A 23,307-nucleotide genomic window follows, 5' to 3' on the forward strand; every position below is an offset into this window, starting at 1 on the left:
ACGCGCCGCAAGACCTGTCCTACACAGTAGGATTCAGGTTGCAGCTTGCTAGAGACCAGTGGGCGAAACGGTTTGTGTGGGAAATGGTACTTGGTGGTCGCATTGTGCTCCGGTTAGACGGTGTGGCAATCGAAGTAGAGCAGTGAGCCGCCAGAGCGAACATCGCGTCTGAGCTGCGTTTCGCAGCAAAGTGGGTCTCTGTGACGCGGTCTTGTTCCAGACACCTGCGCGCGTTGCGCTCCGTTCCGTGGCCAAGAATAATGATACCACTGACGCCATTTGGCCTGCGTCTCAGCTGCCGCAATCGTCGTTTCCTAATTCAGCTGTTTCAGGTTGCGATATCGCGTGATCAAGGATCGATTTAGCAAATTGTAAGCTGATTCCTACCGTGTAGGACAGGGGTTGCGGAGCGTCGTGGGGGAAGCGGTGGTCAGGCCGTGAAACGATCAACTCAGTGAGACAAGCGGGTTGTGCTTGGCTTGCTGAGTTGATTGCGGCAAGTTTACAGACACAAGTGAGCGCAGCGAGCGTGGCTGTAAACTTAGGCGCAAAACGCGCGTTTGTCAGCGCGGTTGGAGCCGGCCGCACCGCCTGCGCCGCCGCTTCCCCCACGACGCGCAGCAAGACCTGTCCGAGCATTACCCACAAACTATCAGTGACACCAAAAGCGTGCGATCAACGTCGCGCGCTTTTGTGCGCTTTCAGGCGGGGTTTCGGCAGGAATCGAGGAATATGGTAGAATGAGATTAAACTAACAGAAGGAAGCGATTGCATGAAGCCGTTAGCCAAGTATATCGACCACACCCTGTTGAAAGCCGATGCGACGCAAGCAGACATTGACGCCGTGTTGGATGAAGCTTTGCGCTACCAGTTTGCCTCAGTGTGCCTCAACCCGTATTGGGTACCGCGCGCCGCGGCAGTACTTGCAGGAAGCGGCGTCAATGTGTGTACCGTGATCGGCTTCCCGCTAGGCGCCACGTCTACCATGGTCAAAGTTGCTGAAGCCAATCACGCCTTGGATGAAGGCGCGACTGAACTGGATATGGTGCTAAACATCGGTGAGTTGCGCTTCGGCCATGACGATCAAGTTAAAGCCGACATCCAAGCCGTGGTTGATACCGCGCATGCCAAAGGCGGCTTGGTGAAGGTGATCATTGAAGCCTACCTGTTGACTGACGCGCAGAAAGTCAAAGCCTGCCAACTCAGCGAAGCCGCTGGGGCAGATTATGTGAAGACCTCGACTGGTTTTGCCGACGGTGGCGCCACGGTGCATGATGTGGTGTTGATGAAACACGCCGTGGGCACGCGCTTAGGCGTCAAGGCCGCAGGCGGCATCCACCATTACGCGCAAGTCCAAGCGTTGATCGATGCCGGTGATGATCGCATCGGCGCCAGTGCAGGCGTGACAATTCTTAAGGAGGCTGCTCATGAAATTTAAACGGGTCATTGCAATCGTGACAGATTCGATTGGCATCGGCGAAGCGCCAGATGCTGACAAGTACGATGATGTTGGTGCCGATACGCTAGGGCATATCGGGGATCATTTTGACGGGGACTTGTACTTGCCGAATTGGCAGCGCCTCGGTTTGGGCAACATCGCCCGTTTGCGGCCGATCTTAGGCGTCGGCCCGGTGCCTGAGCCGCTGGGTTATTATGGCAAAATGGCTGAGATCTCTGCCGGCAAAGATTCAATGGATGGCCATTGGGAAATGATGGGCCTGCCAGTCACGCAACCGCTGGGCTTCTTCCCGCATGGCTTTCCTGCGGCATTGATCGACAAAATCGAGGCTTTTGCCAAGCGCAAGGTGATCGTGAATCTGCCATATTCTGGCACAGAAGTGATCAAAAAATACGGCGAGCAGCAGCTTAAAACCGGCGATTTGATCGTGTACACCTCAGGCGATTCGGTGCTGCAAATCGCAGCCAACACCGCAGTGATCCCGCTTGATGAGCTGTATCACATTTGCGAATATGTCCGCAGTATCACCATCGACGACTATCACATCGGGCGAGTGATCGCGCGGCCTTATGTCGGCGACAGTGCGACCAACTTCACGCGCACCTCAGATCGCCACGACTACACGTTAAAGCCCACTGCACCAACGGATCTGGATCGCTTGCAACAAGCCGGCGTGGCCACTTATGGCATCGGCAAGATCAATGACATTTTCTCCGGGATCGGCTTAGACGATGGGGTGCACACTGTCAGCAACGACGATGGCATGGTGCAAACCATCCAGGCCGTGCGCAGCAAGCGTTTAGGTTTCATCTTCACCAACTTGGTGGATTTTGACGCGATGTACGGCCACCGCCGCAATCCACAAGGCGATGGCGAGGCGCTGATGGCGTTTGACCATCGCTTAGGCGAGTTGCTTGAAGCCTTGGGCGAAGATGACCTGTTGTTGATCACATCAGATCATGGCAATGACCCAACGTATCAAGGCACCGACCACACGCGCGAGTTCGTGCCGCTGATCGCTTATAGCAAGGCGCTTTTGCATGGCGGTGACTTAGGCGTGCGCTCGCCTTTTGCCGATCTTGGCGCCACGGTGTTGGCCAACTTCGGGGTGGCCGGCAATGGCGTGGGCCACTCGTTTCTGGCAGCACTGCACACAAAGGGGTAAGTGATGAGTACACATATTGATGCCAAACCAGGCGCGATTGCGCCGGTTGTTTTGTTGCCAGGCGATCCGCTGCGCGCGCAATACATCGCCGAGACTTATCTTGAAGATCCTGTTTGTTACAGCAGCGTGCGCAACATGTATGGCTATACCGGTACCTACGCCGGCAAGCGCGTGTCGGTGCAGGCGACTGGCATGGGGATCCCGTCGATGAGTATCTATGCCACAGAGCTGATGGTCGATTACGGCGTGCAGATGCTGATCCGTGTCGGGACTTGCGGCGGGTTGAATCCTGAGGTCAAAGTGCGCGACGTGCTGCTGGCGCAAGGGTCGACGACAGATTCCAGTATTATCTTGAATACGTTTGGCGCAGGGATGTATTTTGCGCCGCTGGCGGATTTTGGTTTGTTGGATCAAGCGTATCATCTGGCGCAAGCGCGCGGCTTAGCGGTTAAAGTCGGCAATGTCCTGGGTGAAGATCGCTTCTATAATGACGAAATGGATCGTCACAAGCTGATCAAATATGGCGTGTTGGCCACGGAAATGGAGACGCCGGCATTGTATCTGTTGGCCCGTAAGTATGCTCGCCGCGCCTTGGCGATTTTGACGGTGTCCAACCATTTGGTCACCGGAGAAGAAACGACTGCTCAAGAGCGGCAAACTAGTTTCGATGACATGATCGCGCTTGCATTAGCAGTTGTAAAGGGATTGTAATATAGGGTCGTTAACGGGGTGAAACGCCGCGGTAACGGCTTTTTTTGCGCTTTCAGAAAGATCGACGAACAGGTATTCGGGTGTATGCTGCGGGCAATCGTGTTATCCTAAAATTATCTATTTAAAGAAAACTTAAAGCTATTAAAAGCAAGCTTAATTCTCGATTGGAGGAATTTAGATGACAGAGTCAAAGAAGGCCATGGCAATCGCAGCTGGTTTGGCAGGGGTCGCCGGCGCCGCTACCTTAGCCGTCGCACCTAACCAAGTCAGTGCCGCTACTGGTACCGTCACCTACGCAGACGGCGCTACGACTGTCTGGCAGCAGCCAGCATTCCAAGGCGTCAAACGTTACGTGGTGAAGGATCAAAAAATCGCCATTACTGGCCAAAAGACCGTCAACGGAACCACTTGGTACCAAATCGGCCAAAACGAGTGGATCCCAGAAATCTACCTCCAAGTCGATGGTGCCGCAGCTGACAATTCAACTGCCAACGCCACAACGACTACAGCAACTGCCAGCGTTGCCGACAGCTTTGATGTTGCCGCAACCTATACTGAAGGTGCTGTGACCATTTGGAACAACACCAACTACGCTTCTGCCAGTGGCCGTTACATGACCGCGACAAGCAACCTGAAGGCTGTTGCCACGGTGCAAGCTAACGGTGAAACTTGGTACAAGTTGGCTGATGGTGGCTATGTCCCGGCCCGCTTCAGTGCGCCTGCAGGCTCCAAGCAAGCCGCTCAAGCAGCAACTGCTGCGACTAGCACCGCAACGACTGCTACGGCAACAACTTCTGTTGCCAGTTCTGCAGCTAGTGCTGCGCCTGCTGCTGACACCACCACGACTACCGGCAAAACCGCTGATGATACCGCAACGACTGCTACGACTGCGCAAACTACAGCCACTAGCAGTGCCGCACCGGCTGCTGCAACCAGCACCGCAACCAGTGCTGCTGCAACGACAACTACCAGCGCTGCCGCAACGACTGCAACGCCTAAGACTGCGGCAACCACGGCTACGGCTAGTCAATCGTTGACTGTCACTTACACCGACAGCGTTGTGACTGAATGGAAGTCCGCTGGCTACACGCAAGCAGCTGGCAAGTACTTGTCTGCTGGCACGACTGTCACCGCAGTTGGCACCACCACTGCCAATGGCGAAACTTGGTATCAATTAAGCGACGGCAACTACATCGCGGCTCGTTTTGTAGGTGATGCTGGCAAAGCCAACAGTAACCAAATGAAGACGACTACCACGACCGCGGCACAAACACCTGCTTCCAGCGCTGCTGCGACACCAGCACCAGCGCCTGCGCCAGCAGCAACACCAGCCAAAGCCGCTGCTCCAGCCAAAACGACACCAGCTAAGGCGGCAACGCCTGCTAAAACCACGACTGCGACTAAGCCAGCCGCTACAACCACACCGGTTGCCACGACTAACAACGCCAGCCGTTCTGCTAAGATCGCGGCTGTGATCAAGGTCGCTAAAGCTCAACTGGGCAAGCCTTATGTTTGGGGCGGCAAAGGCCCTAGCTCCTTTGATTGCTCAGGCTTGGCGCATTACGCTTACTTGAATGGCGCCAACAAAGAAATCGGCGGTTACACCGGTGCCCAAGAATACTCCGGCACGGTCGTTTCCATTGCGAACTTACAAGTTGGCGACTTAGTCTTCTGGGGCAGCCGCGGCAGCACTTATCATGTGGCCATTTACCTTGGCGGCAACCAATACATCAACGCGCCTAAGCCAGGCCAAAACGTTCAGATCGCATCGATTTCCAAGTACTTCATGCCAAGCTTCGGCGTGCGCGTTCTGTAAAATCACTAAATACACAAAAATGGATCCGTTCATCTGTGAACGGATCTTTTTTTTGTCCCCAGAGCGAAGCAAAGCGGGTTTAGGGCGGAGTGCAAGGCAGGATGACGTTTGGGCGTACTTTGCCCAAGCGGCGTCATGACTTACACGCAAGCCCGTTGCTTTGCGCAGCTCGACGAAGACCACAACGTATAAAGCGGGGATTTGAGCAAAGCGCAGTTTTTGGCAAAGCCCGGACAGGGGTCGCTTCGGCGCGTAGGGGCCGCATGCCGGCGCAGGCGGTGCGGCCGGCTGTAACCGCGCTGAGGAGCGCGCGTTTTTCGCCTAAGTTTGGAGCCAGGTTCGCTTTGCTCACTTGCTGTCTCCAAACTTGCCGCGATCAGCAGCACAAGCCAAGCACAGCCCGCTTGGCTTGTGCTGCTGATCGTTTCACGGCCTGACCGGCATGCGGCCCCTACGCGCCTACGCAACCCCTGTCCTACGGTATCTGAATCAAGATCGGATATCGGCTGATGAACCCTTGAGCAGTTTGCTCACCTCAATTGTGTGCAAGCGGGTTTGAACCGAGCGCATCCTTTCCGAAGCAAAACTGGCCTTGTGTTGTGGCCTTATCCTAAGTGAAGATTGGACATTAGCAGGGTTAATCCTTACCCCTTCAACTGCCAAGCCAACACCAAGCCAATCGCCTCCAGCAAGCACACCGCGGTGAAGACTTGGACGTAACCGAACGCGCTGGCTACCCCGGCGCTGATCATGGCGCCGCACACGTTGCCTAAGGCTTGGAAAGTTTGGTTGTAACTAAAGACCCGCCCTAACGCGTCAGGGTTGGTATTTTGCGTCAGCAAGGCTTGTAAGGCAGGTAATAAAGCGGCGATCGAAAATCCGGTGATAAAGCGCAAACCGCTTAATCCCCAGATGTTGGTGACAAAAATCTGCGGCAGATAAACCACTGTGCCTAAAGTCAATCCCATGAGCAATAATTTGCGCTGGCCATGCAAGTCGCCTAAATGGCCTAAGTAACCAGCTGAAATCACAGTGGCGATGCCGGGCAAGGCTGCGACAATGCCAGAGATCAAAGGCAGGTGCGGAACAGACGGCAACAGCTCGCTTAGATATAGGCTTAAGATAGGGCTGATGGCATTGTTGGTGGCTTGAACGATCAGTGTTAACACGAAGATCAATAACAGTAGCTTAACGTGAGGCTGAGCGGCTAAGGTGTCGCGGATACCCATTTGGGCGGTGGCAGAAACTGGGGTAAAAGTTTCTTTCACCATAGCCCAAGTCAAGCCAAATACCGTCAGCATTAACACCGCCGCGATCAGAAACGTGCCGCGAAAGCCGACGAAAGTGGCCAGCACGCCGCCAATGATCGGACCGCACAACAAGCCTGCCGTATCGCCAGTGGCCAAGGTACCCAAAGCCCAGCCCTTGCGCTGCTTGGGGGCGACAGAGGCAATCATGGACTCAGCATTGTTGATGTAGCCAGAGAAGATGCCTTGAATAGCACGGGCTAGTAAGATCACCCAAACATTTGGGGCGATGGCGATCAGCAGGCAACAGAAGCTCAAGCCACCAGCCGCGCGCAGCATCATTGGCTTGTGGCCGATGCGGTCTGACAGCTTGCCCCATAGCGGTGAAGCCGCGGCCTTAATGAGGAACGTCACGGCAAAAATACTGCCGGAAAGGAGACTAAGCTGGCTTGGCGAATAGCGGCCAAGCGTTTTGAGAAATAAGGGCAAGATCGGCACGATTAAGGAAATAGCGCCTTCTGACATGAATGCACCGAGCCATAGAATGGCCAAATTGCGGTGCCAGTAAGTTGTTGATTGCATCATCAAACCAGGTTTCACGATTAATTTCACTTATCAGTGATGCGAACAACTCTAGCATTTAAGTGATATTATGGTCAAAAACAGCAGACCTATTACGTCTGCTTATGAGGTGCCTATGAATTTTAGAGATCTGGAATATTTTCAACAGTTAAGTCGAGTGTTGAGTTTTACCCAAGTGGCCAAGAGCTTCGCGGTGAGTCAACCGACCATTACCCAAGCAGTGAAGCGTTTAGAGGCGTATTTTGACACAGCGCTGTTGATCCGCAATCCGCATACCAACAGCGTGCGGCTCACTGCAGCTGGTCGGCAGCTGATGCAAACGGCTGATGAGGTGTTGAGTACCTGGCAGCGCAATCGCGAGGTGATCAAGCGCATGACCAAAGCCACGCTGCTGATCGGTATCGAACCGACGATCAGTGAGCGCTATTTATTGGCCATTATCAATGCGTTGCAGGCGGCTGGCTTGTTTTCACATGTGCGCTTTGTTGAAGCCGGTTCTTTGGTGTTAGGCCAGAAGCTGGCAGTGGGGGCAGTTGATGCGATCATTGTCGGTGAAATCGGTGAGCGTGCCGCAATTGAACAGGCTGAATATCTGGTGCCGATTCACTTCCACTTGTTGGCCAACAGCGCCCACCCTTTAACGCAGCAAACGCATGTGGCCATTCATGATACGCTGCAGTATCCAGTTGTGACTCAAAGTGAGAATTTCTTGAATCATCAAGTCTTTGATCGGCTGTATCACGGTCTAACGCCGCAAGTCTTGTTTGAAAGCGATAATGCTCATGTTGTTTTAGATGCCGTGGCGGCCAATACGGCGCTGGGCTTCTTGGCGGATCTGATCAAGCTGCCGGCAAATGTGGTGCCGCTACCCTTGGTTGATGTCAAGCTGCCGCAAACCTGGGTGACTTTGCGCTATCGCAGCGATCGGCAGCTGACGCAGTTTACCAGTTTAATTCTGCAAACTGTGGCGAGTGCGATCAGCGGCCAGCCAGCGGCCGATGATCGTCAGCCAATGTTGCAGCTGCAAGCGCCGCAGCGTCCCTAATCCTGGAAAATGATCCAGCGCCAGCAAGGCCTCAGTCGCCGGCGTGGTTGCCTCTGGATGCACCGCCAAGAAAGGCTTCAAGGTGGACACGGCTTCGAAGAATTTGTCGCCAGGCGCACTGTAATCATCGTTATTCACCGAGACAAAATGGTGCAGCCACAACGCACCTTGGCGCGGATACAACAAATGCAAGGCAATGGCGCGCTGCGGGTAGCCGTGCTCATCATAGTGATGGGTGCTAAGCGGATAATCAGCAAAGCCCACACCAGGCAAGGCCGTTATGGGGTATTGATATAGCTCATCTTGAATCTGGTAATAATCTTCAGTGCGCGCCCGGGTGGGATAGTGGTCTTCTAGATAAATCGCCAACGGGTGATGCAGCACCCGCACCCGCGCAGTATTTGGAACGATCGCCAGTTGCTTGGGCTTTAATAAGGCGACTTGTTGTTTGGTTTGGGTGATGAGCAAAGGTGATTCCAGCGGGTCATAATAGCGCGCGGCTTGAATTGGCAGCGGCAGCGGGTCAGGCAAAGCGTGTTTGGGCTGATCCAGCAAGCCATATTGGCCAACTTGCGGGTTCGCAATGAGATACAAAGGGTGCTTTGCCTTGGCAAAAGCCGCCACCAGCTTCGGCAAAGCGGCGATGTCTTTGACTGGCTCAAGCACGGGAATAATGTTGGGATTTAATGTGTCAGCCATTTGTGTCAGTGCCAATAAGTCGTATTGGCGCCCGCGGATCAAGGGATAATATTTCACGCTTGACCCTCCAATTTGGCCATGGCCAATTCGGCACATAAGGCGTCGACTTCTTCTTGCAAGGTTTGGATCGTGGTGTTGGTCAATTCTTCGGCAAACTGGTCGTATAAGTTGTCAGCGGGGTCATAAACGTCGTAGCGTTGACTGCGTTTGCGCAATTCTTTAAGCAATTGTTCATTAGAGAAGCTGCTTAAGCCGTGTTCGATGCGTTTGGCCTTTTGCACTTCGCGGTTGAGACTGGCGATAAAGCGGGTGGTCAAGGCGGCTTCCGGCACCTGCAAGGCTTGATATTTTGCCGGCTTGGCAATAGTCAATTGACCTGGGGTGTCTGGCACCGTGGCGCTTGCGGCGACGGCTTGGGCGTTGAATTTGCGATAGGTGAACACGCCGATGCCAGCCGGGATCTCGGCGGCCACTTTGGCATAAAGACTGGCGGGCAGAACAAAATAATTATAATTGCCGATGAAGCTGAGTTTGGCGCTGGAATGGAAGTCGGCTTTGGTGACTTTTAATTCAAAACAGCACCAAGTCACAGCATCGCCAGCAACTTCGCGCACCAAGGTGTCAACGATGCCTTGATCATCGGGCATCGTCACTTCTTCTACGGCAGTGGCGCCTAGCGCTTCCCAATAAGCATAAAGGGTTTTCTCCAGGTCAAGGGTCAAAGGCGTTTTCATGTTAGTCCTTTCTTATTCGACAGCCAGCCAGAAGTTGGTCAGCTGCTTGGCCAAGTCATCTAAGTCATTGACCACGCGCGCGTGGGCCCAATGCGGCGGAAACAGCGTCGCGTAATCCGGCCGGCAGAAACGCGCATCCAGCAACAAGATCACCCCGGCGTCGTGTTTGCCGCGGATCACGCGCCCGCCGGCTTGCAAGACGTTGTTAAAGCCTGGCAGCTGATAGGCATAAGCGAAGCCGTTGCCGTTGATCGCGTCAAAATACGTCTTCAGCCGATCAGTCTCCGAATTCAGCCCTGGCAGGCCCACAGAAACAATCGCCACGCCGATCAGCTGCTCGCCTTTCAAGTCGATGCCTTCGCTGAAGATCCCGCCTAACACTGCAAAGCCGATCACCGGCGCCACGTCTTCGCGGAAGTGATCCAGGAATTGTGCGCGGGCTTCAGCGTCCATGCTGGCGACTTGCCGCACCACCGCCATTTCCGGATGGGCAGCGGCAAAAGCGTCTGCGACCATGTCCAAGTACGCATAAGACGGCAGAAACACCAGATAATGGCCAGGCTTGGCTGAAGTCATCACGGTGAGGCTGGCGATCACTTGCGGCAGGCTTTGTTGGCGCATGCGGTAAGTGGTTTGAATGTTGGAAGCAACCAGCACCGCCAAGCGCTGTTGGTCAAAAGGCGACGGCAAGCGGTAAGCCAGGCTGTTTTCTTGGCCGCCAAGCACGTCTTGATAATAGGGCAAAGGTGACAATGTGGCAGAAAACAACACCGCCCCGCGGCCTTTATCCAAAGAATTGCTGATGAATTCGCTGGGATCCAAACACAGTTCTTTGATCACCAAATGCTTGGCGTCTTTGGTGAGTTTGGTTTCAAACGCGTCGTTATAGAAGTCATAGATGCGCAAGAACCCCAGACACACAAAATACACCGGCAGCAGCAAGTCCACAACGGCTTGCTGATCGGTGCGCAAGTCGCCGGTGAGCCATTCATGGATACTTTGGCTCAAATGGTCTAAGGCTTCAACGAATTCTTCTACCGGCGCCTTTTGGAAGACTTCCGGTTGGTTGTCCATGCTTAAACTTACCATGTCAAACGCCGTCAACAATTTGGTGATGTTGGCTTTGATGGCAGGCAGACCTTTGCCTTTGAACGGGGCTAAGGCGACTTTAAGCGCAGTGAATGCCGCGTCGTCGATTTCTGCCGAATACATGTCCCGCGCCCGCGACACCAAGTTGTGGGCTTCATCGATCAGAAAGAAGTTGCTGTCATCGGCTTCGGCAAAGAAGCGCTGCAGAAACACCGCCGGGTCAAACAAATAATTGTAATCGCAAATGATCACATCGCAAAACAAGCTGGCATCCAACGAGAATTCAAAAGGATCCAAGGTGTGTTTCTTGGCGTACAGCTCAATGGTTTTGCGCGTGAGACTGTCTTCGTTGGCCAACATGTCTTTTAACGCCGGCTTGAGCCGATCGTAATAGCCGATCATATACGGGTTGACACTGGCGTCGTCAGGCTCGTCTTCAAAGGTAATGGTGTCTTTGGCCGTTAAGGTGATGCTTTTGGCATGCAAGCCATGCGCTTCCAGCAGCGCCATGGCATTCTCAGCCACATGGCGGGTGCTTTGTTTGGCAGTGAGGTAGAAACACCGCGTGATCAAGCCTTCGCCCATGGCCTTAATGGTTGGGAAAAGGGTGGAAATCGTTTTGCCGGTGCCGGTGGGGGCTTCAACGAACAGCCGCGTGGAAGCGGCGATGGTTTTATAAGCCGCAGCGGCTAATTCGCGCTGGCCTTTGCGATAAGCGGGGAACGGAAACTCAAGGCTGGCGATACTTTCGTCGCGTGAGGCGATGATGTCAGAGCGGATCTTGAGCCAATCGCCGAATTCCGCCAGCAAGTCGTCAAACATCACACTCAGCTCTTCGGCGCTGTGAGTTTCAGAAAAGCGCGTCACCGCATCGTTAGAGGTTTGATAATACACCAGATCCAAGGTGATCTCGGCCAAGTCGCGCTGCTTGCACAGAAAATGGCCATATACCCGCGCTTGGGCCCAGTAGCGGTCTTTGGTGTTTTGGGTGAGCTGATCCCAGGCGCGGGCGGAAGTTTTGATTTCTTCGATGATGACGCCTTTGGTCGTGGTTTGCACGCCATCTGCGCGGCCGTCGATGACATAATCTTGGCCGTTAACGGTGACGGCTTCTTTAAGGTAGAGTTCTTTCTCGTAGGTGTCGTCGTAGGCAGCTTGCAGGCGGCGGTGGATCTTGGCGCCGATCAAAGCCGTGTTATTTGAGTTAGTGGTGATCGGGTTCAAGTCCCCGGTACGCACGGTGAACTCCACGAATTCCCGCACGCCGATCCGATTGGTGGCCACAAGCGTACCTCCTTACATATTCGACCATGTGTTTGGTCGGTCTTGGTCTAATGGTACAACAACCTGCGCGTCTGCGCGAGTGCCTTAATTGTCGCCGAAAAAGTTGAACCTGCACCTATAAGTAGGCTATCATTGGGCATGTCACGAATCTGAATAAAGGAACGGATGCTATGCAAATCAATACTAAGGCGTTTCAAGATGCTGTTATGGACGGCAACTTCGCTACTGAGAACTTTACCACCACGCCAGATCAGCTCAAGCAGCAAGGGCTCGATCAGGCGCTGGCGCCGGTGTTTGCTGCAGTTGACCAAGCAATTGCTGACGGCAAGCTGATCCAAGCGTCTTTGACGATTGAAAGTCCAGAACCGACGATCATCCGCTTGGAAACTGGGATCATCAACTTGCCTTTTGCCGACGCCAAGAAGATCATCAACTTCATAGAGCCTGAAGAAATGGCGGAACTGCGCTTGTACCTGATCGTGATTTCACCTGATGTCAACGCTTCTGGGCTGCGCATCGATGAGGTGACAACGCTGGATGACTATACTGCCACCAAGTCTGCCCAACAAGCCGCAATCGTGGCAGAAGGCATGGCGAAGCTGCAAGTGATCGAAGAAAACCACAACCGGCCAAAACCAGCACCAGAGCCGGAAAAGAAGCCGGCAGCTAAGAAACCAGCTCGGCGCACAACCGCCCGCAAAACCACCGCGCGTAAAACAACGACGCGCAAAACGACGCGCAAACCTGCAACTAAAGCCGCGCCGAAAAAAGGCACTGGCAAGGCATGATCACCCAAGCGCTGATTTTTGTTGGCGTGGGGCTGCTGGCCGGGGCGATGGGGGCGTTGCTGGGTTTAGGCGGCGGCATCATTGTCACGCCGGTGATCACCTTGGTGATGGGCCTGCCGATCCAATATGCGATCGCCGCGTCGATCATTGCCGTGATCGCCACTAGTTCCGGGGCGACGATCGCTTATCTCAAAGACGAGATGCTTAATTTGCGCGTGGCCATGTTCTTAGAAATCGCCACCACGGTTGGTGCCGTGGTCGGGGCAGTGCTTTCAGGGGTGATTTCAGGTAAATTCTTGTACATGCTGTTTGGGGCGCTGCTGCTTTTTTCGACTTATAACATGATCCGCAAGCTCGTCGGCACAAAAGCCAAGCAGCGCGATCCCAAACCTGACGCTGCGGCGGTGAAGCTGCGGCTGAATGGCGCGTATTATGATAAGAACACCCAGCAAGAAGTTGAATACAAAGTCACCAATGTTCCCGGCGGGTTCTTGATGATGCTGGGCGCGGGGATGGCCAGCGGCTTGTTAGGAATCGGTTCAGGGGCTTTCAAGGTCTTGGCGATGGATACCATCATGCAAATGCCGCTGAAGCCTTCGACTGCCACGTCCAACTTGATGATGGGTGTTACTGGCGCTGCTAGTGCGACGGTGTATTTCTTCAACGGTTCCTTGCAGCCGCAAATTGCTGCGCCAATCGCGTTGGGGATCTTGGTTGGTGCAACGCTTGGGACGCGCCTGATGCAAGTGATGCCCACCAAGGTGCTGCGCTTGATCTTTATCCCGGTGATCGGCTATATGAGTGTCCAAATGCTGCTTAAAGGATTCGGGGTGACGATCTGATGACCGATGATATGCGCAAAGAGATCAATGACATCGAATTGATCATTGGTAAGATCATGCAAATCGGCGTTTTGCTGGCTGCGGCGGTGATGCTTGTCGGCATGGCCATGTTGTTGATTTCCGGCGCCAGTGGTTATCCAGCAGGGGTGCATCCGCACACGATCACTGCCATTGCCAGCGGCGTGGTCCACTTTAAGGCCTATGCTTGGCTGATGACTGGGATCTTCTTGCTGATCTTGACGCCGGTGTTGCGGGTGGTGGTGTCGATTTACGCCTTTATCAAGGAACAAGACCGCTTATATACGTGGATCACGACGATTGTGTTGGTGATCTTGGTGGTGGCCATGATCATTGGCTACATCGGCTAACAGCCGCTGTGAGCAGCGCCTCTTGCTGAAGAGTAGGCTTGAATCAGGGTAGTGGCTTGCGTGGTGAACAGCCGTCAGCGAAGTGGTGCATCATCGCTAATGGCATCTGGGTGGTGTGCCGTAACTGAGCATAGCCGAAAGTAAACGATTATTTTCAAAACGCCGTCATGGCAGGCTCTTGCTAACTACAAGAGTCTGTCATGACGGTGTTTTGTATGGTTAACGTGTCAGGACAATGTTATTGATAAATTAGCACTGTAAGACAACGGTTGCGATTTCTGTTATTAAATTATTCTGGATGTAGTCTAAATGTGCTAGTGCTGTCATGCTTGTGTAAAATTCACCTGTTAGACTCAAGTTATTGAAAGTTAGAACACAGATGAATTTTCTGTGATCGTTAATTGCCCATTGTTATTGAAGGCAACCCGCCAGGAGGAATATACGTGAAATTAAGTAAACTTACCGCATCCTTATTGACCAGTACCGCCGTGTTCGCCGGTGTGATGTTCGCACAATCCAAGACCGTATCGGCTAACAGCTTGAAGGTCAACTACTCATCCAACCTGCGTCAACAACCAGGCACTGATGCTAAGATCATCGGCGGCTTAAGCGTTGGCGAAACCCATACTTACACCAACACTGCCACGAAGAACGGCTATACTTGGTTTGAAATCGGTGATAACCAGTGGGTTGCCGATGCCGGCGCACAATCTACCGGCGGCCAAGTTAAGGTCAACTACGCTTCTAACAAGCGTGTCGGCCCAAGCACTAGCCACAAGATCGTCGGCGGCTACTACCCAGGCCAAGTTCTGACGTTTACTGCGACGGCTAAGGCCAATGGTTACACTTGGTACAAAGTCGGCGCTAACGCTTGGATCGCCAGTGCCGGGGCTTCTGAATTTGCCGGCGCCAAGACCGCAACTGCGGCAACTGCTGCTGTTGCAACTACTGCAGCATCAGCTTCTACGCCAACGGCAGCGGCCACAACTGCCACTGCAGCGCCTAGTGCTGCTGCATCCAGTCAAGCTGCACCTAGCGCACCGGCTGCCAAGCCTGCTGCAACCACGACTAACGCAACTGCCAGCCAAGCTGCACCTAGCACTGCGGCTTCTACGCCAGCTAAGCCTGCCGCAAGCACAGCGGCTAAAGCAACTACGACGGCCCCTGCTGTTACGTCAGCCAGCGGCCGCGTGAAGACCAGTGTCGTTTCCAACCTGCGCAGCAATGCCGGGACTGGTTATGGCGTCGTTGGTTCCTTACCAGCAGGCGCTGTGCGCAGCTACTCTGCCACGGCACAAGCTAACGGCTACACTTGGTACAAAGTCGGCGCCAATGCTTGGGTTGCAGGTGCAACGCCATATTATGGCACGACTAACAGCACTGCAACGCCTAGCCAATCCGCGACTAGCCGCAGCACTGCAAGCAACACGGCTTCAAGCAACACCACCAGCTCCTATCAAGCAGCTTCTGGCAACAAGACGTCCAGCGACAACGCTGGTAACGCTTATGCCTGGGGTCAGTGCACTTGGTATGTGAAGTCAGTTGCACCTTGGGCTGGCAACCACTGGGGCAATGGCGGCCAATGGGGCGCTTCGGCTGCAGCTGAAGGCTTTACGGTCAACCACACGCCTAGCGTAGGCTCCATCGTGGTTGTTGCCGGCGGCCAGAACTTCGGCGGCTGGACTGCCGCAGCCGGTTATGGTCACGTGGCTTATGTTGTTGGTGTTTCCGGCAACACGATCACTGTCCAACAAGGCGGCATGGGCTTTGGCAATCCAGGCGGCCCGAACACTCAAACGGTTAGCGGCGCAAGCAGCTTCACTTATATCCACCGTTAGTCAAATAAAGGCGCTGAGCATCCGAAATATTCGGTTGCTCAGCGCCTTTTTTATTGAATACGCATTATGAATCGTTAATCTTCTGTATCCAGTAAGAAGCGGGCGGCGAAAGCGGCGATGATCGCGCCGACTTCCGGGGCGAGGATGTACAGCCACAAATGACGCAAGGCGCTGCCGCCAGCGAAAATGGCTGGGCCGATGGAACGTGCCGGGTTCAAGCTCCCACCGGTGAGATTCAAGGCAAATAAGATCAATAAGGCCAAAGATACGCCGATGGCTAAGCCGGCAAAATCGGCGTTGCCGAAACGATCGGCAGTAACGGCTAAAATCACCATCACAAACAAGAAAGTGGCCAGTGCTTCAACAAAGAAGGCGGAAGCGGCGCTGATCTTAGGGAAATCCGTTTGAGCCATTTGGCTGGCTGGCAGTTTCAAAGCGCTGGTGGCCACGCGTACACATGCTGATGCGGCAATGGCACCAACCACTTGCGCGATCACATACATTACCCCATCAAAGGCTGGGGTGCGGCCATTGATCACCATGGCGGTGGTGACTGCCGGATTGAAGTGGCCGCCAGAGATCCCGCCAAACGCGTAAGCCGACACGGTGATCGCCAAGCCGAAGCCTAAAGCGATCGTCAACGCGTCGCCTTTGGCCAATAACACAGCACCGCTACCCATAAAGACTAATAAGAAGGTGCCCATGAATTCTGCAGTTAATTTTTGCATCATTTTCCTCCATATGCTTTTCCCTCATAATATCAAATTTAAAGAAAAAAATATATGCAATGCGCGATATCACACAAATAACCCACCGCGTGCGGTGGGTTATTGGCAATGGATGCTTATTGAACGTTTGCAGCAGAGGGGCGCAAGGCGGTGCTTAACGCAACGCCTAGGGCTTGGCTGCCGGCTTGGATCTGTGCCATTGAACAGCCGGTGAAGTTCAAGCGCGCCCCATTGGTCAAGCCTTTGCCAGGGATCATCACGCTGGCTGGCACGAAGGAAACATTGGCTTTAGGCAACAATGTATCATACATGAACGCTTCAGCGTCAAAGCCTGCCGGCAAGCTCAGCCATAAGAAGAAGCCGCCTTGCGGATCGTTGACGCTGCAACCTGCTGGCAAGTATTGCCGCAAAGTTTGCACCATTAAGTCTTTCTTGGCTTTGTAACAAGTACGGATGGTTTGAATGTGCGCGTCTAAGTCGTTGTGAGCCAAGTAATTGTTGATGCCTTGCATCATTAAGGTGCTGGATTCAACGTCGGCGCCGCCTTTTAATGCCATTAACGGCTTTAACAGTGCAGCGCTGGCAGTGAGCCAGCCGATGCGCAAGCTTGGGGCCAAGATCTTAGAGAAGCTGCCTAAGAAGATCACGCGGCCTTGGGTGTCGAAATGGCGAATCGGCGGCAGGTTCTCGCCTTCGTAGCGCAAGTCGCGATACGGGCCGTCTTCTAAGATCACCACGTCATATTGGTTGGCCAAAGCGACTAAGGCTTTGCGCTTGGCCACTGACATTACGGTGCCGGTAGGATTCTGGAAGTCTGGCACCGTGTAGATCATCTTGATCTTGTGTGTCATCAACAGCTTCTGTAAGGCGTGCAAGTCCATGCCGTCAGCTTCGACTGGCACGGTGTAATAAGTCGGCTGATACGCGTCAAAAGCCGCCAGCGCGCCGACATAAGTGGGGCCTTCGACCACCAAGCCGTCGCCTTTGTCCAACAACAAGCGCGCCGCCAAATCGATGCCTTGTTGGGCACCTTGCGTCATTAAGACATCATCGGCAGACACAAGAATGCCGTCTTGGCTCATGCGCTTGGCCAATTTCTGGCGCAAGGGCAAGAAGCCGCGGGCGGAATTATATTGTAATAACTCTGAATCGCCGCTGGTGAAGCTGGTGGCGAAAGCCTGATTGAGCGCTTGTGTAGGAAAAAGGCTGCGGTCAGGATAGCCGCCGGCAAAAGAGATCACGTCTGGCGCACTCGCGGCAAACAATGCCTCTAAGCCTGCTGCCGCTGATTGATAATTACGTTGTGCTAATTCCATCGTGATCCCATCCTTTCGTACTAACTTGACTTAAGCATACAAGGTCGCTATGATTAAGTAAAATTCAACTTATTCAAACTTACATGACGGAAATTCACGTCAGGCCAAAATGGGGGATCGTTGTGAGCAATTTTAGTTATGAAGTCTTCAGTGCAGTGGTGGATAAAGGCACCTTCATGCAAGCGGCGCAGGCGCTGAATGTGACGCCTAGTGCGGTGTCGCACAGCATCTCGCAGTTGGAATCGGAACTGGGTTTTCCGCTTTTTATCAGAAACCGCACCGGGGTGGAACTGACGCCGGACGGCACCACGATCTTGCCGACGATCCAGTCGATCTTGAACCTGGAAGATCAATTGGTGCAAATCGCCGATAACATCAACGGTATCAACACCGGCCGCATTCGCATTGGCGCCTTCTCATCGGTATCCAACAACTGGCTGCCTGAGATCATTCTGGCCTTCAAGAAACAATATCCCAAAATCGCGGTGTCTTTGGTACAAGCCAGCTTCAATGAAATTGCCGAGCAAGTGCGCGTAGGGACCATCGATATTGGCTTCTCGCTGATGCCGGTGGCCAAGCAATTGATCGCCATCCCCTTGCTGCAAGATCCGATTTATTGCATCACCCCGCGGGCCTACACGCCAGCTAATGGCACCTTCATGACCGATCGCGACATGGCGCATCAGAACTTCATCTTGCAGCAATCCGACTATGATCGCGATACCAAGAAGGCGTTGGATCGCTATAACGTATCGACCAATTCGCTGCATTATTCCTTGGATGATCAGTCAATTTTGTCGATGGTGGAAGCAGGCTTGGGCCTGGGGGTGCTGCCGAAGTTAGCGTTAAAGAAGCTGGTGGGCGATATCAACACTTATCCGTTTTCGGAACCTTTTGCCCGAACGTTATGTTTGGTGATGAACCCGACCACCCAGAAGTCGCCTTCTGTCGCGCGGATGCAAGAAGTGATCATTGATTACTTGCAACAACAATATCCAGATGACTGCCTAGTGACCAAGGCATAATCACAAGCGCCGCCTGCACTGATCAAGTGTGGGCGGCGCTTTGGCGTTATTGCAGCTGATCCATCGTCTTGTTCAACGCCGCGTCTACAGCATTATTGTAAGGGTCGTTGGCGTGGCCTTTGACCTTGTGGAATGTGACTTGGTCAAAACGCGCCAGTTGCGCCAGCAGTTGTTGCCACAAGTCGGCGTTGATCACCGGTTCGCCATTCTTCTGCCAGTTGTTGCGCTGCCACTTGACCCACCAGCGATTGTGCATGGTGTTGATCACATAAGCGGAATCTGAATAAACAGCAACTGGCAAGTTGGGTTGCTTGATGGCAGCGAGGCCTTGGATGACGGCCATGATCTCCATGTAGTTGTTGGTGCGGCCATAATCGCCGCCGGTGAGCATTTTGTGATGTTCGCCGTAGATCAACAGCGCTGCCCAAGCGCTTTTGTCGGTAGGGCGGACTTTGCCGCCTTTGTGGACGCCGGTGTTGCGGCTGCCGCCGTCGGTATATAAGGTGATGCCTGGCATGAAGGGGGCCTCCTTGGAAGGTTTGAGGTGAGTTGCGACGATTGCTTGGTGCCATTTTGGCGCAATGTTTGCTAAAATAGAAACACGCTAAAAAATGGAGGCTTGTTGATGACACGCAAATTGATCGCATTGGATCTGGATGGCACGACTTTGAATCAAGCAGGGACGCTGAGTCAACAAACCGTGGCGACGCTGCAAGCTGCGCAAGCTGCAGGGCACTTGGTCGTGATCGCCACAGGCCGGCCGGATTCGATTTCTGAACCCTTCTACGATCAATTGGCCTTAAACACGCCGATGATCAACTTCAACGGTGCTTTGGTCCATAAGCCGCATCAAGCTTGGCGCGGCGAGCGGCAAGTCGCCATTCGGGTGGCGAAGGCGCTGGCGCTGCGGCGCTTCAAGCAAGATTATGATATTCAATTGATGGTGGCAGAAGGCAAGCAGCTGCTGGTTGCCGATCATGGTTATCAAGATGTGCCGTTTCTGCCGGATATGCCAGCCCCTGAGACCTTGCTTGATGAGGCGGGGCTGACAGTGGCGCCGATTTCAGTGACGATGTTTATCAACGAAGCCACGTTGGCGCCGCTTGAGGCGGCCATCGCCAGTCAATATCCGGATTTAACGCCGAAGACTTGGGGCGCATGGAGTGGCGCGCACACGGCGCTTGAAGTCACCGCTGGGCATACCAGTAAGTCTAGCGCGTTGGCTTACGTCGCGCAAACCTATGGCATTGACCAACAAGATATCGTGGCGTTTGGCGATGATATGAATGATTTGGATATGCTGCAATACGCCGGCGTGGGCGTGGCAATGAAGAATGCGCGCCCAGAGCTGTTGGCGGCCGCCGATGCGATTACGGCTTATGATAACGAAGGCGACGGGATGGCCGATTATCTTGCCGATTACTTAGCTCTGTAGGACAAATTTACAGGTCAACGGCCATAGCGCTGGTATGCTGATGCGATGCGGACTATACTGAGCAAAACGGAGGTGTGGTATGGCGGTGCAAAGGCAAGAAGAGACACATTTATCGAGCGCTTCGCTGTTGGGGATGTTTGCTTTCTCATTGGCGCTCAACGGCTTTGGCAACGGTTTGACCGTGGCGATGAACTTAGGCTCGGCGTTGTGGACGTCTAGTGCCGTGAACCTCAGCCATGCCTTCGGGGTATCGCTGTTGGCGGTACTGCTTGTGGAAGGCGTTGCGGTGGTGATTTTCAACACCTGCGTCTTGCGCCATGTCGATTGGCGGCGGATCATCGGTAATTTCGTGTACATGATCCCATTCTCATTCCTGGTGTCAGGCTTTGCTTATGTGTTGAAAATGACGCCGATCGTGGCTTTCCCGTTGTGGGCGCGCGTGGCGATCGATTTGTTTGGCATCTTGTGTATCGGGTGTGCGACGTCGATTTATCAGCGGATCAATGTGGTGTTGCATCCAAACGATGACTTCATGCAGATCTTGCGCTTCCACTTCTTGAAAGGCAACGCCGCCATTGCCCAGCCGACTTCGTTCGTGCCGCCGATTATCATCGATTTGTTGTGCTTATTCTTCACCCGCCAATTGTATGCGGTAAATATCGGGACGCTGTTTTCCCTGGTGGCCCAAGGCGCCATCGTTGGTGTCGCCGACAAGCGGGTGTTTCCAAAACTCAAACATCGGCATTTGCAGGTATAACCAGAAAACCAGAGCGGAGCAAAGCGGGTTTAGCGATGTGTATAAGACAGCCTGAGCCGATGGCGGTTTGTGCCATTGGATCGGGATGGCTTATACGCAATCGCGTTGCTTTGCGCAGCTCGACGAAGACCCCAGAGCGTAGCTAGCCGCGCCCGCGATGCGCCACGCAGCTCGACGAAGACCACAGTCGTTAGCGTCCGGACAGGTGCTGCTCCGGCGCGTGGTGCGGCAAGCTGGCGCAGGCGGTGCGGCCGGCTCCAACCACGCTGAAAAGCGCGTGTTTTCCGCCTAAATTCAGAGCCAAGCGCTCGCTTTGCTCGCCTGCTTGTCTCTGAATTTGCCGCGATCAGCACAGCAAGCCTTGCACAGCCCACAAGTCTTACTGTGCTGATCGTTTCACGGCCTGACCAGCTTGCCGCACCACGCGCCTGCGCAATACCTGGCCTACATGATCGAATCAGGATAGTCAATGCATGATGAACAGCCCAAGCGGCGTAGTCTGCATTTAGTAATCAAGATTGACGCGATCTGTTCAATGAGATCGTGTCTTTTTGTGGCTATTGATCAACTGAATGAAGCCCATTGTTCGCGCGTTGATCAACTGGCAGCCGCGCAACTGTTGGGCGAGCTTGCATTACTTGCGCCGCTAGCCTTCGCTGCGCCGATTATGTACCCTCGAATGACTTATCTGTCAGCTATTCTTGGCTTGTGTTTGGTACCAGTTTAAGCATTGAGCTTGTCCAAGTGAGGCTGACTGAATTGGGTTTGTGCTGATACGTCGTTGGCTCTCCAGGGTGCTTGTTCATCTCAATTTGACGGGCATTTACCTAGGCTTCACTGGCGCCAGCACAGAATGTTTCACGTGAAACATTCTGTGCTGGCCTTTTTCGTGTGTACGTTCTCATGCGTTTGTCACAGAATTACCAGAATTGGTTGGTAGAATTGTGGAAAATCATGTGAGAAATGAGGACCAGTATGTCTCAACACACCTTAACGCGCCGGGAGTTCGTCTTCATCGGCACCATGTTGTTTGGCTTGTTCTTCGGCGCCGGGAATTTGATCTTTCCGGTGTTCGTGGGTCAAGAAGCCGGCAGCCACTTGTGGCCGGCGCTGATCGGCTTCTTATTGTCAGGCGTTGGCTTGCCGCTGCTGGGGGTGGCGGCCATCGGGATCACCAAAGTCGATGGCGTCTTCCACTTGGCAGAGAAGGTCAATCGGCCGTTTGCCTATGGCTTCACGATCTTGTTGTACTTGTGTATCGGGCCGCTGTTTGCCTTGCCGCGGCTGGCGACGATTTCTTATGAAATCGGCTTGACGCCTTTCGTCGCCGCACCGCACCAAACGCCGGCGCTGTGGGGCTATTCAGTGGCGTTCTTCGGCGTCGCGTGGCTGTTGGCCCGCAAGCCGTCTAAGATCATGGTTTACGTTGGCAAAATGCTCACGCCGGCGTTTCTGGTGGTATTGGCGATTTTGCTCGCGGCAGTGGTGATCCACCCATTAGGCCACGGTCTTGCTGCCAGCGGCACTTATCAAAACGCTGCGTTGGCCACCGGCTTCACCAATGGATATTCCACCATGGACGCGCTGGCAGCGCTGGCTTTTGGCATCATCGTGGTCAACGCCTTGCGCGAGTTGGGCATCAGCGAGCCTGGTGCGATCGCCAAGCACACGGTGCGCGCTGGCGGGTTGGCGTGTGTGTTAATGGCGGTGATCTATGCGCTGTTGGCCTTGCTGGGGCGCAATGCCTTGGGGCCGTTTGCCCGTGCTGATAACGGCGGGGTGATCTTGGCGAATGTGGCACATGCGTATTTTGGCACGCTGGGCAATGCATTGCTGGCGGTGATCGTGATCATTGCCTGCTTGAAAACGGCCATCGGCTTGATCACGGCGTTTGGGGATACGGCGACGGAATTATTCCCGAAGCTGCCTTATCAAGGGGTGATCGCGGTGGCGACCTTGATCCCGATGGTCTTTGCCAACATCGGCTTGGAGAACTTGTTGGCAGTGTCGACACCGGTGTTGATGGCATTGTATCCGTTGGCGATCGTGTTGATCTTAGCCGGGCTGATCAGTCCCAAGTTTGCCCACACGCGCTATTTATTTAATTGCGCAATGGCGTTTACGGCGATCCCTGCGGTGCTGGATGGGCTTAATGCCTTGCCAGCCAGTGCCCACACTGGGTTGATCGCGTGGTTGTTGCAGCTGGGGGCATGGCTGCCAGGCTTTGCCAATGGCATGGGCTGGGTGGTGCCGGCGGTGGTTGGCGCAATTGTTGGAATCATCTTCGATCGCCGGCGCAAGGCGTAAATTGGTCTAAAACTCAACGGATCCGAGAAGTCTGCCTGACTTCTCGGATCCGTTGGGTTTTATTGTGTATTT

21 protein-coding genes are annotated in these 23,307 nt (G+C 53.9%); 14 read left to right on the forward strand and 7 right to left on the reverse strand.

The window, feature by feature from the left end:
- The first annotated feature begins 772 nt into the window (after positions 1 to 772).
- The 4 genes from deoC to ACGG90_RS06325 all read left to right on the forward strand — a co-directional run bounded on the left by deoC (position 773) and on the right by ACGG90_RS06325 (position 5,151).
- Entirely contained in the window at positions 773 to 1,438 is a 666-nt protein-coding gene (gene deoC, locus ACGG90_RS06310; protein WP_390407227.1) for a deoxyribose-phosphate aldolase, read from the forward strand.
- The gene (locus ACGG90_RS06315; RefSeq protein ID WP_390407230.1) at positions 1,428 to 2,624 is read left to right on the forward strand and encodes a phosphopentomutase; all 1,197 of its coding nucleotides are present in this window, start codon (positions 1,428 to 1,430) and stop codon (positions 2,622 to 2,624) included. The genes deoC and ACGG90_RS06315 overlap by 11 nt, the downstream gene beginning before the upstream one ends.
- 3 nt (positions 2,625 to 2,627) lie before the next feature.
- Positions 2,628 to 3,335, forward strand: coding sequence for a purine-nucleoside phosphorylase (deoD, locus tag ACGG90_RS06320; protein ID WP_390407232.1), 708 nt, complete (start codon positions 2,628 to 2,630; stop codon positions 3,333 to 3,335).
- A gap of 178 nt (positions 3,336 to 3,513) precedes the next feature.
- On the forward strand, positions 3,514 to 5,151 hold the full coding sequence (locus ACGG90_RS06325) for a C40 family peptidase (protein ID WP_390407235.1): 1,638 nt from the start codon (positions 3,514 to 3,516) through the stop codon (positions 5,149 to 5,151).
- Positions 5,152 to 5,795: 644 nt separating this feature from the next.
- Here ACGG90_RS06325 and ACGG90_RS06330 read toward each other — a convergent pair.
- On the reverse strand, positions 5,796 to 6,983 hold the full coding sequence (locus ACGG90_RS06330) for an MFS transporter (RefSeq protein WP_390407237.1): 1,188 nt from the start codon (positions 6,981 to 6,983) through the stop codon (positions 5,796 to 5,798).
- Between the two features lie 112 nt (positions 6,984 to 7,095).
- Here ACGG90_RS06330 and ACGG90_RS06335 point away from each other — a divergent pair, with 112 nt between their 5' ends.
- The gene (locus ACGG90_RS06335) at positions 7,096 to 8,025 is read left to right on the forward strand and encodes a LysR family transcriptional regulator (protein WP_390407240.1); all 930 of its coding nucleotides are present in this window, start codon (positions 7,096 to 7,098) and stop codon (positions 8,023 to 8,025) included.
- Here the strand turns inward: ACGG90_RS06335 and ACGG90_RS06340 are convergent.
- Genes ACGG90_RS06340 through ACGG90_RS06350 form a run of 3 tightly spaced genes read right to left on the reverse strand, consistent with a single transcriptional unit; the run spans position 7,930 to position 11,831 of the window.
- The gene (locus tag ACGG90_RS06340; protein WP_390407243.1) at positions 7,930 to 8,781 is read right to left on the reverse strand and encodes a sce7725 family protein; all 852 of its coding nucleotides are present in this window, start codon (positions 8,779 to 8,781) and stop codon (positions 7,930 to 7,932) included. The genes ACGG90_RS06335 and ACGG90_RS06340 overlap by 96 nt on opposite strands.
- On the reverse strand, positions 8,778 to 9,458 hold the full coding sequence (locus tag ACGG90_RS06345) for a hypothetical protein (protein ID WP_390407246.1): 681 nt from the start codon (positions 9,456 to 9,458) through the stop codon (positions 8,778 to 8,780). Before ACGG90_RS06345 ends, ACGG90_RS06340 begins: the two co-directional genes overlap by 4 nt.
- 12 nt (positions 9,459 to 9,470) lie before the next feature.
- A complete protein-coding gene (locus ACGG90_RS06350) occupies positions 9,471 to 11,831 on the reverse strand; it encodes an ATP-dependent DNA helicase (protein WP_390407249.1) in 2,361 nt (786 codons plus the stop codon).
- 170 nt (positions 11,832 to 12,001) lie between these two features.
- Here ACGG90_RS06350 and ACGG90_RS06355 point away from each other — a divergent pair, with 170 nt between their 5' ends.
- From ACGG90_RS06355 to ACGG90_RS06370, 4 genes are all read left to right on the forward strand, one after another.
- The gene (locus ACGG90_RS06355) at positions 12,002 to 12,619 is read left to right on the forward strand and encodes a hypothetical protein (RefSeq protein ID WP_390407252.1); all 618 of its coding nucleotides are present in this window, start codon (positions 12,002 to 12,004) and stop codon (positions 12,617 to 12,619) included.
- Positions 12,616 to 13,461, forward strand: a complete 846-nt coding sequence (locus ACGG90_RS06360; protein ID WP_390407254.1) for a sulfite exporter TauE/SafE family protein — start codon at positions 12,616 to 12,618, stop codon at positions 13,459 to 13,461. Before ACGG90_RS06355 ends, ACGG90_RS06360 begins: the two co-directional genes overlap by 4 nt.
- On the forward strand, positions 13,461 to 13,829 hold the full coding sequence (locus tag ACGG90_RS06365) for a DUF1634 domain-containing protein (RefSeq protein WP_390407256.1): 369 nt from the start codon (positions 13,461 to 13,463) through the stop codon (positions 13,827 to 13,829). Before ACGG90_RS06360 ends, ACGG90_RS06365 begins: the two co-directional genes overlap by 1 nt.
- A 443-nt stretch (positions 13,830 to 14,272) precedes the next feature.
- On the forward strand, positions 14,273 to 15,667 hold the full coding sequence (locus ACGG90_RS06370; protein ID WP_390407258.1) for a CHAP domain-containing protein: 1,395 nt from the start codon (positions 14,273 to 14,275) through the stop codon (positions 15,665 to 15,667).
- Between the two features lie 74 nt (positions 15,668 to 15,741).
- Here ACGG90_RS06370 and ACGG90_RS06375 read toward each other — a convergent pair whose 3' ends face one another.
- Positions 15,742 to 16,395, reverse strand: coding sequence for an MIP/aquaporin family protein (locus ACGG90_RS06375; protein ID WP_390407261.1), 654 nt, complete (start codon positions 16,393 to 16,395; stop codon positions 15,742 to 15,744).
- Positions 16,396 to 16,511: 116 nt separating this feature from the next.
- Positions 16,512 to 17,711: an aminotransferase-like domain-containing protein gene (locus ACGG90_RS06380; RefSeq protein ID WP_390407263.1), complete on the reverse strand. Its 1,200-nt coding sequence runs from the start codon at positions 17,709 to 17,711 to the stop codon at positions 16,512 to 16,514.
- A gap of 122 nt (positions 17,712 to 17,833) precedes the next feature.
- On the opposite strand from ACGG90_RS06380, the gene ACGG90_RS06385 reads away from it, so the two are divergent.
- Positions 17,834 to 18,736, forward strand: coding sequence for a LysR family transcriptional regulator (locus ACGG90_RS06385; RefSeq protein WP_390407266.1), 903 nt, complete (start codon positions 17,834 to 17,836; stop codon positions 18,734 to 18,736).
- A 46-nt stretch (positions 18,737 to 18,782) separates the two neighbouring features.
- Here ACGG90_RS06385 and ACGG90_RS06390 read toward each other — a convergent pair whose 3' ends face one another.
- Positions 18,783 to 19,253, reverse strand: a complete 471-nt coding sequence (locus tag ACGG90_RS06390; protein ID WP_390407269.1) for a ribonuclease H family protein — start codon at positions 19,251 to 19,253, stop codon at positions 18,783 to 18,785.
- 108 nt (positions 19,254 to 19,361) lie between these two features.
- On the opposite strand from ACGG90_RS06390, the gene ACGG90_RS06395 reads away from it, so the two are divergent.
- The 4 genes from ACGG90_RS06395 to brnQ all read left to right on the forward strand — a co-directional run bounded on the left by ACGG90_RS06395 (position 19,362) and on the right by brnQ (position 23,235).
- On the forward strand, positions 19,362 to 20,171 hold the full coding sequence (locus ACGG90_RS06395; protein ID WP_390407272.1) for a Cof-type HAD-IIB family hydrolase: 810 nt from the start codon (positions 19,362 to 19,364) through the stop codon (positions 20,169 to 20,171).
- A 79-nt stretch (positions 20,172 to 20,250) separates the two neighbouring features.
- Complete coding sequence (locus ACGG90_RS06400) at positions 20,251 to 20,928, forward strand: YczE/YyaS/YitT family protein (protein ID WP_390407275.1); 678 nt, start codon at positions 20,251 to 20,253, stop codon at positions 20,926 to 20,928.
- 469 nt (positions 20,929 to 21,397) lie between these two features.
- Positions 21,398 to 21,655 (forward strand): hypothetical protein, encoded by a 258-nt coding sequence (locus tag ACGG90_RS06405; RefSeq protein ID WP_390407278.1) that lies wholly within the window; start codon positions 21,398 to 21,400, stop codon positions 21,653 to 21,655.
- A gap of 248 nt (positions 21,656 to 21,903) precedes the next feature.
- Positions 21,904 to 23,235 (forward strand): branched-chain amino acid transport system II carrier protein, encoded by a 1,332-nt coding sequence (brnQ, locus tag ACGG90_RS06410; protein WP_390407281.1) that lies wholly within the window; start codon positions 21,904 to 21,906, stop codon positions 23,233 to 23,235.
- Positions 23,236 to 23,307: the final 72 nt, after the last annotated feature.

It is taken from the genome of Lacticaseibacillus jixiensis, from assembly GCF_042847315.1.
In the GTDB taxonomy this organism is placed as follows: Bacteria; Bacillota; Bacilli; order Lactobacillales; family Lactobacillaceae; genus Lacticaseibacillus; species Lacticaseibacillus jixiensis.

What these genes read in the sequence shown, in the direction of transcription:
- ACGG90_RS06405 (WP_390407278.1), top strand. Translation starts at nt 21,398, where the DNA reads ATGCATGATGAACAGCCCAAGCGGCGTAGTCTGCATTTAGTAATCAAG.
- deoC (WP_390407227.1), top strand. Translation starts at nt 773, where the DNA reads ATGAAGCCGTTAGCCAAGTATATCGACCACACCCTGTTGAAAGCCGAT.
- ACGG90_RS06315 (WP_390407230.1), top strand. Translation starts at nt 1,428, where the DNA reads ATGAAATTTAAACGGGTCATTGCAATCGTGACAGATTCGATTGGCATC.
- ACGG90_RS06400 (WP_390407275.1), top strand. Translation starts at nt 20,251, where the DNA reads ATGGCGGTGCAAAGGCAAGAAGAGACACATTTATCGAGCGCTTCGCTG.
- ACGG90_RS06380 (WP_390407263.1), bottom strand. Translation starts at nt 17,711, where the DNA reads ATGGAATTAGCACAACGTAATTATCAATCAGCGGCAGCAGGCTTAGAG.
- ACGG90_RS06365 (WP_390407256.1), top strand. Translation starts at nt 13,461, where the DNA reads ATGACCGATGATATGCGCAAAGAGATCAATGACATCGAATTGATCATT.
- ACGG90_RS06395 (WP_390407272.1), top strand. Translation starts at nt 19,362, where the DNA reads ATGACACGCAAATTGATCGCATTGGATCTGGATGGCACGACTTTGAAT.
- ACGG90_RS06375 (WP_390407261.1), bottom strand. Translation starts at nt 16,395, where the DNA reads ATGCAAAAATTAACTGCAGAATTCATGGGCACCTTCTTATTAGTCTTT.
- ACGG90_RS06335 (WP_390407240.1), top strand. Translation starts at nt 7,096, where the DNA reads ATGAATTTTAGAGATCTGGAATATTTTCAACAGTTAAGTCGAGTGTTG.
- ACGG90_RS06330 (WP_390407237.1), bottom strand. Translation starts at nt 6,983, where the DNA reads ATGATGCAATCAACAACTTACTGGCACCGCAATTTGGCCATTCTATGG.
- ACGG90_RS06345 (WP_390407246.1), bottom strand. Translation starts at nt 9,458, where the DNA reads ATGAAAACGCCTTTGACCCTTGACCTGGAGAAAACCCTTTATGCTTAT.
- ACGG90_RS06355 (WP_390407252.1), top strand. Translation starts at nt 12,002, where the DNA reads ATGCAAATCAATACTAAGGCGTTTCAAGATGCTGTTATGGACGGCAAC.
- ACGG90_RS06390 (WP_390407269.1), bottom strand. Translation starts at nt 19,253, where the DNA reads ATGCCAGGCATCACCTTATATACCGACGGCGGCAGCCGCAACACCGGC.
- deoD (WP_390407232.1), top strand. Translation starts at nt 2,628, where the DNA reads ATGAGTACACATATTGATGCCAAACCAGGCGCGATTGCGCCGGTTGTT.
- brnQ (WP_390407281.1), top strand. Translation starts at nt 21,904, where the DNA reads ATGTCTCAACACACCTTAACGCGCCGGGAGTTCGTCTTCATCGGCACC.
- ACGG90_RS06325 (WP_390407235.1), top strand. Translation starts at nt 3,514, where the DNA reads ATGACAGAGTCAAAGAAGGCCATGGCAATCGCAGCTGGTTTGGCAGGG.
- ACGG90_RS06360 (WP_390407254.1), top strand. Translation starts at nt 12,616, where the DNA reads ATGATCACCCAAGCGCTGATTTTTGTTGGCGTGGGGCTGCTGGCCGGG.